The organism is Novipirellula herctigrandis, from assembly GCA_007859835.1.
Lineage (GTDB): Bacteria > Planctomycetota > Planctomycetia > Pirellulales > Pirellulaceae > Novipirellula_A > Novipirellula_A herctigrandis.
Genome location: SJPJ01000001.1, coordinates 1,922,693 through 1,929,967, shown reverse-complemented (window position 1 = coordinate 1,929,967; position 7,275 = coordinate 1,922,693). Strand labels below are relative to the sequence as shown.

4 protein-coding genes are annotated in these 7,275 nt (G+C 54.5%); 3 read left to right on the top strand and 1 reads right to left on the bottom strand.

Translation table 11 applies throughout. The annotated features are described in order from the left end of the window. Positions 1-314 precede the first annotated feature (314 nt). From CA13_RS06925 to CA13_RS06915, 3 genes are all read left to right on the top strand, one after another. A complete protein-coding gene (locus tag CA13_RS06925; RefSeq protein ID WP_419194021.1) occupies positions 315-908 on the top strand; it encodes a PEP-CTERM sorting domain-containing protein in 594 nt (197 codons plus the stop codon). Positions 909-1,979: 1,071 nt separating this feature from the next. Continuing rightward, positions 1,980-3,650, top strand: coding sequence for an exosortase U (gene xrtU, locus CA13_RS06920; protein WP_146395207.1), 1,671 nt, complete (start codon positions 1,980-1,982; stop codon positions 3,648-3,650). A gap of 294 nt (positions 3,651-3,944) precedes the next feature. Continuing rightward, the gene (locus CA13_RS06915) at positions 3,945-5,525 is read left to right on the top strand and encodes a tetratricopeptide repeat protein (protein WP_146395206.1); all 1,581 of its coding nucleotides are present in this window, start codon (positions 3,945-3,947) and stop codon (positions 5,523-5,525) included. A 257-nt stretch (positions 5,526-5,782) separates the two neighbouring features. On the opposite strand, the gene CA13_RS06910 is transcribed toward CA13_RS06915, so the two are convergent. Then, positions 5,783-7,234 (bottom strand): IS1380 family transposase, encoded by a 1,452-nt coding sequence (locus CA13_RS06910; protein WP_146395205.1) that lies wholly within the window; start codon positions 7,232-7,234, stop codon positions 5,783-5,785. Positions 7,235-7,275 lie beyond the last annotated feature (41 nt).

The window sequence follows — 7,275 nt, the reverse complement described above, 5'->3', positions numbered from 1 at the left end:
GCCCACTGCCCACTGCCCACTGCCCACTGCCCACTGCCCACTGCCCACTGCCCACTGCCCACTGCCCACTGCCCACTGCCAACTAAATCCTGAATCCTAATTCTTCCTTTTTTCTGAATTTCCCATGAAAAACCGTCATATTCCTCGCCGGCTGGGCTATTTAGGCGGGTTAGAAATATTCTAACGAAAGTGTTGACGGGAGGCCTAGCTGGTACTAGCATATGGAATCGTTGGGTGCATACTGGCACCAAAGACGTGAGCTAATTGATTTGACACAAGATATATTTACAACGGGTTTAAAAAGGGAATTGAAGATGAAACGAGTTGTTTTGATGGCTGGGCTTGTAATGGCCAGTCTGTTCTCAATGGGGCAAGCCAATGCCGCCTTTGTTCTGATTGATAATTTCAGTGTGATCGGAACCGACTCTGCCGCAATTCGGTCGACCCCAGCATCCGGTGTTTTTGGTTTGCCCGTCTCTCCAGTAGCACTTAGTGGTGGCCAGGCTACGTTCGAAGTTGGTGACGCGATTAGTTACTCGAATGTCGATTCGGTGCTAAGTGCATCCCCTGGTCTTTCGGTATTGTCGAATGTCACGGTTCGGATCAATAACATTTCCGTTTCTGCTGGGGAAAGTTTTACAGTGGTAGCCAGCGAAGACAATTTCGTGAATTTTTCGGGGAAAACAATCACGAGTGCGGACACGTTCGTCGAGTTCACATTTGCTACTCTCCCTGCTGCATTTACTGATCTAGCGTTTCATGTTGTTTCTTCAACAGGTGGTACAAGTTTCACAGCGAACGGCATATATGCCGTCCCTGAACCTGCAACCATGTCACTAATCGGACTTGCCGCTTGTGGTGGTTTGATTGGGTTCCGACGTCGCCGCCAGGCAGCGGTCGCCAGCTAAGTTTTGTTCATCATTGATGATCCACATGAAAGGCCTCGGTATTTCACCGAGGCCTTTTTTCGATTCCGTGATCAGCCGGCACGCGCTAGCGTCCGGTTCCGTTGCGTTAGGTGCCCGTTCGCGATCGCTATCCGATCTCGTGAACCGTGGGCTAGCGCCGAATGGCTGATTTATTTCGTATCCGCGACCATCAGTCCGTTCCGTTGCCCCATTAGCCGGCACGCGCTAGCGTCCGGTTCCGTTGTGATCACCTGCGGGTTTGCCATCGCTATCCGATCTCGGGAACCGTGGGCTAGCGCCCAGCGGCTGATTAATTCGTATCCACGACCATCAGCCGGCACGCGCTAGCGTCCGGTTCCGTTGCGATCACCTGCGGGTTTGCCATCGCAACCCGATCTCGGGAACTGTGGGCTAGCGCCCAGCGGCTGATTTATTTCGTATCCGCGACCATCAGCCGGCACGCGCTAGCGTCCGGTTCCGTTATGTTAGTCCCGGTTCGCCGGCCCTATCCGATCCCGTGAACCGTGGGCTAGCGCCCAGCGGCTGATTTGATTCGAATCCGCGACCATCAGCCGGCACGCGCTAGCGTCCGGTTTCGTTGCGATCACCTGCGGGTTTGCCATCGCAACCCGATCTCGGGAACCGTGGGCTAGCGCCCAGCGGCTGATTTGATTTGTATCCGCGACCCTCAGCCGGCACGCGCTAGCGTCCGGTTCCGTTGCGATCACCCGCCCGTTCGCCGGCCCCATCCGATCTCGTGAACCGTGGGCTAGCGCCCAGCGGCTGATTTAAGTTTCGTTGGTTCAACCTCCTGCGGACGTCCAGGCAACTCACCGGAGATTTTACGCTAGAAAATCGCGGTTAATCAGCTAAGCTGTATCGTGGATTGGGGATTGACCCTTTTGTCCCATTTCCCCCTTTGGCCGTTTATTGGTAACTCTCTCTCTGCAATGCAGAATGGATCCGGTGCAATCCGATGGTACATCGCGCCGCTTGAGTCCGCGCCGCTTATCCACCTGGCTCCGCGCGAACCGGTCTTCTGAGTTTTGTCTTACTTTGGAACTTTGATTCATGCCCAAATCCGTTGCAATTGACGATATCCCAACCACTGTGGATGTTGCAAGCAACAATGCGCCGCCCGGTTCACGATCGGCGAATGTGATCGCGGTCGTTTTGCTGGTACTCGGCGTTGCCTTGGTGATGCCCGTCGCGAAGTTGGGCGTATGGATGTCATCGCGCGACTATTACGAACATGTACCGTTGATGGCGCTATTCGCCTTTATCTTGGGCGTTTACCGTTATCGGCAAGAGCCGACAACGCGACAAATGGTCGTTTCACCGCGAGTCCTATTATGGACGCTGATCGCTTCCGGGTTCGCTGTGGGAACGTATGTTTTGCCGAGTCGATGGATGGCGGCTCCCGCGACGGTGGCGACGGTGATGGCGGCACTGACATTGTGGGGTGGCCGCGAAATGACGTGGCGGCTGCGCGGGCCATTGGTATTATTGGTTGCCTGTATCCCACTGCCGGTCTTGATGGACAGCTGGTTCGTGGTCGAGATGCAGCAATTGGCGACTTGGTTGGCCAGCTTATGGTTGGACTTAATGGGAATACTGCATCTTTCAACGGGCGTTGAAATTCGCACTCCTGAGAATAACTTTGCAGTGGCTGATGCGTGTAGTGGGATTCATTCGATGTTTGCCGCGATCGCGGTCGGCGTGGGTTACAGCGTGCTGCGAAATTATCGCGTGTGGCGAATTTTGGCGTTGGTAGTACAAATGGTCTTTTGGGTGGTGATCGCCAATGCGATCCGTGTTTTTGTAGTGGTCTACGCCCAATCGCGTTACGGGATTGATTTGTCGACTGGTTTACGACACGACCTGTTGGGGATGGTGACGTTTGCGACGGGCGTCTTGATGGCGACTAGCAGTGATCATTTTTGGCGATATTTGTTACCGGGAACCGGTATTTCCGACGATGAATCGCCGGCGTCCCCGTCCGAAGTCAATGGTTCACCCATTGGCTTTTTGGATTCGGCGGTATCGCCTCGCGCGGCGGTGATCGTGGCGGGCGTATTGGTTGTCTTTGGTCTAGGCGGTGTGGCGGCCTTTTCAAAGTTTTCGCGATTGTCACTGGCTCAGGCATCGATGGTGGAATTGGCTCAAAACTCGGCCATCGATTTTGATACGGTCGACGAATCGTTTTTTCCGGCCGAAATCGCTGGATGGACTCGTACGAATTTCATCGTCAATGAGAAGACTGAGGAATCGATTTTCGGTGGCATGAAGAGCTTCATTTGGCAATACAGTAACGGTTCGCGGGCGGTACTATTGAGCGTCGATGGTCCTTACAACGATTGGCATGATTTAGCGATGTGTTATTCCGGGGTTGGGTGGCAGGTCAGCAACCGATCGCCTTACCCTTTTGATGGAAATGAGAATTTCGTGGCGGCCGACTTGTCACTCGAACGACCGCCGCTGGAACGAGCCGAGGTGTTGTTCGCCTGTCTCGACCCCCGTGGGGATTGTGTCGCACCACCGCCTCACTTTGGCGATGCGTGGATCCATCTTATCAACCGAATGCGTTGGGCAATTGGTGAAAAGCAATCCTATGGTGGTGGAGTGATCCAGGTCCAACTGCTCGATGAAACGCCAGTGAAATTGTCACGAGGCCAAATCCGGGATAATCACGAATTGTTTCAAATGGCCGTGATGCATGCGTTTGGGGGGGAGAAAGAGTAGGCAGTTTGCAGTTGGCAGGAAGAAGAAAAGAGTTGTCCGTTCTCAGTCGGCAGTTTTCAGTTCTTTTTCTCCCAACTAACGACTGCCCCCTGCCCACTGCCCACTGCCCACTGCCCACTGCCCACTGCCCACTACTAACTACTAACTACTAACTACTAACTACTAACTACTAACTACTAACTACTAACTACTAACTACTAACTACTAACTGACGACTGACGACTGCAAACTCTTTTCCCTGCCCACTGAAAACTGACTACTTTTTCTCTGCCAACTGACAACTGCTAGCTTCCTATGTTTAACTGGTTTCATCGTTATCGAATGCGTCGACAAATGCGGCGCCAGGCTTCTCCGATCGCTAAGGGCGATTGGCTGAGTCGGCTGTTTGCGCCGGTTCGTTGGTTGTTTGCGTTTCCGGGACGGCTGCTAAGCCGGTTCTGGATGACGCTGCGGACGCTGTTGGATTATTTCTCGGCGGGTCGACGGAGTAAGCGAGATTTGCTGCTGGGGGTCCCGGCCGTTTTGCTGCTGGGTGGATTCTTTGTGGCCACTGCGATGGGGAATGTCCGGCAATCGACCAATGCCCAGCGGTATTGGAGTCGTGGGGTTCAGCTGTTGGAAAAAGGGGAACCGGAATCGGCCCAATTGTTGCTCCGCAAAGCACTGTTGGGTGACAACATCAATCGGAACGAGGTCATCTTCTCGCTGGCTCGATCGTACGAGCAACTCGGTGATGCCAACCGCTCGGGCGCGCTGATGGAATCGTTGGCTTCGGTGAACCGAGTCGGTTACCCCGCGGCCCATCGCTATTTGGCGATCCGCACGGCAAACCAAGTCGCTGCGACCAAGCAAGCCCCGAACTTAAAGGATTGGTATTGGCATCTGTCGCACGCCGATCAAGTCGATTCGGCGGACTTGGCGAAGTCATGGGGATTCTACTATTTGGTGGGGGGCGATTTGGAGAAATCGGCCGAGTATTTTCGTCGTGCGGCCGAAGAGCAACCCGAACTGTGGTTGCAAGTCGCTGAGTTGGAGGCGCGAATGAATGACATGGATGCAGTCCGTGCGACGTTGGCGACCGCGCGTCGGCAATTGGAACGTCAATTCACCCGAAATCCTGGCGATTCGAAAAATCGTTTGCTCTACGCAACGACCCTGTTTTATATGGGGGAACTTCCTGATGCCGAGCGGTTGTTGAAAGAGGGATTGGCGCAAGAGGACAACGAATCGTTCAAGAAGCTCTTGGCGGCGGTTTTTGTCCGGATGTTTGACGTGGAATCCGAGGGGGAAAAGGGACTCGAAGAGAGCTTCAAGTACTTGGTAGTTGCGTTGGATTATGACAATAGTTACCAGCCCGCGCTAACTCGGTTGATCACGGTATCTCGTTCGTCCCCGGAAAAACTCAAAGAGAGCCGCGAAACGATGCGGCGGATGATCGCCGACGGGAACGCCACCGCGATGGCCCATTTCGCGTTGGGTAGCTTGGAATGGTTGGCCGGGAATGGTGAACTGGCCAAATTAAACATGAAGCAAGCAGTCGCCTTGAACCCGAAATTGGCAGTGGTAGCAAATAACCTAGCCTATTTGATTGCGTTGGAGGATGATCCCGACTTGGACGCCGCGTTGCATTTAGCGACTCAGGCGATCGAACAAGAGCCCGACAACAGTGATTATCTCGATACGCGTGGGATGATCCATCTAAAGATGAAGAACTATGCGCTTGCGGCCGTGGATTACCAGAAAGCACTCGAACGAGCCAAGGATGCGGCGCCGATCCAGCGACAATTGGCTGAAATCTATGATCAGTTAGGCGATCCCGATACCGCTGCCGAGTTCCGTCGCGCTGCAGAAGGGAAAGACGCGGCTAAACCGTAGGTTCGTAGTCCGTTTTCAGTCGTTGGTTTTTTTCAATAGACGAAGCGGCTTAAGCCTGCACCCCAACGCTGGTGTCTAGCCTTTAGCCCGAACATTGCATCCGCCTGTGGTAGACGCTTTTGAGTTTAGCTGGGATGGCATGGGCCACTTTGGAGCATCGATTTGATCGTCTTTTTTGTTGGCGGCGCGGAGTTCCCCCTTCCCCCACGTTGACCATCGGCTCGCGGGTTGCGAATTATCTCTGGCGATGGGCAAGGCTAATCGCTACGGCAAAGTCGCAGCATCACGTCGTCCCATAGCGCCGCCGATGGACAATGGCTGCAAAGATGAAACACCACCCGGCGAGAAGTCACTTGGACCCGAGCGGCAATCTTCAACAGTCGCAGGCGAATGCTGTCCACACGCAGGCGTGAATGCTCGGTGCCCGAAAGTGCCAGTCGCCTCAGGCCATCAACCAACACATAGGCCAGCGATGAGAGCATCAGTCGAAATTGATTCGCCATGAATCGCGTGCAACTGGTTCGGTCGGCGAACAGACACAACTGCTGTTCCTTGATCCGGTTCTCCATCTCACCACGCATGCAGTACATCGTGCGATAGAAGTCTTCCGGATTCCAAGCGACGCTACACTGTGTCCCGGCTTCCTTGACTTCCCAAGGTTGTCGCTTGCCGTCGACCATCGGCCGGTGCCTTGTCGTATCAACAATGCCCGCGTCGCTGGGCAGGTTGGTGACCACGAAACGCGGGTTGGCTCCCTTGCCGGTGTACTGTGCCTTGCCGACAACCCAGCGATGACGATCCCAAGTCCTGGACGTTCGATAGCGAAACCATTTGAAGCACGCTCGCTTGCCACCGAGATACGATTGCTGAATCCTCGCCCGAGTCATTTCGCAAGCGATTTCCCGCACCAAAACCTTGTTTTTGGGTAAGCCGAAGATGTAGCCGACATCGTTCTTGTCGCACCATCGCATCAGCGGTTCGTCTGCATAGCCGCCGTCGCCGCGAAGGATGATCTTCACGTCAGGCCAACGCGAACGAATCTTCTGGACCAGTAACTTGGTAACCGGCCGAGCATGATGAGCCGCTCCGACACTACTGGGCCGCAGATACGAAACCAAAATCTGATCGCCGCAGAAAACGTAAAGCGGAAGGAAGCAGTAGCTGTCGTAGTAACCGTTGAAGAACCGACGCTCTTGGTTGCCATGGACGGTGTCATCGGTCGCGTCGTAGTCCAGGATGATTTCTTCAGGCGGCTCGTCGAAGCTATCCAGGAAGGTATCGACGAGGACTTCGTGAAGCTTGAAGATGGCCTTGGAGTCGATTCGGTTTTCAAACCGGCAGTGCGTCGAGGGACTGGCAAGCGGATAGGCGCCTTCGCTGTAATCGTTTTCTGCTGGCGTCCTTCCGGCAGCCACTTGAAAAGCGGGATCGTGCCGCAAGGCGTCGTGATCGTTGGCGTCTTGGTAACCGGCGGCGATGCCGAAGATTCGGCTGATGAGGATCTCGTCTTGCTGATGCGCGGTGTAGATCGGATCACGCGGATCGGGGATGGCTTGATCGACCCTTCGGATCAGATCGAGCCGCCGATCAACTTCGCGAAGGAGCACCAAGCCGCCATCGGAGGTGAGCGTTCCACCGTCGAAGTCAGCATCAACAGCTTGCCGACGTAGGCGTTTCAGAGCAGGACGTTTTCGTTTACGATCTGTCATTGCAGAAAGCCTTGGGCCTGTGGAAATTGAGGTGTGGTAAC

Coding starts and splice junctions, on each gene's coding strand:
- CA13_RS06915 (WP_146395206.1), top strand. CDS start 3,945: ATGTTTAACTGGTTTCATCGTTATCGAATGCGTCGACAAATGCGGCGC.
- CA13_RS06910 (WP_146395205.1), bottom strand. CDS start 7,234: ATGACAGATCGTAAACGAAAACGTCCTGCTCTGAAACGCCTACGTCGG.
- xrtU (WP_146395207.1), top strand. CDS start 1,980: ATGCCCAAATCCGTTGCAATTGACGATATCCCAACCACTGTGGATGTT.
- CA13_RS06925 (WP_419194021.1), top strand. CDS start 315: ATGAAACGAGTTGTTTTGATGGCTGGGCTTGTAATGGCCAGTCTGTTC.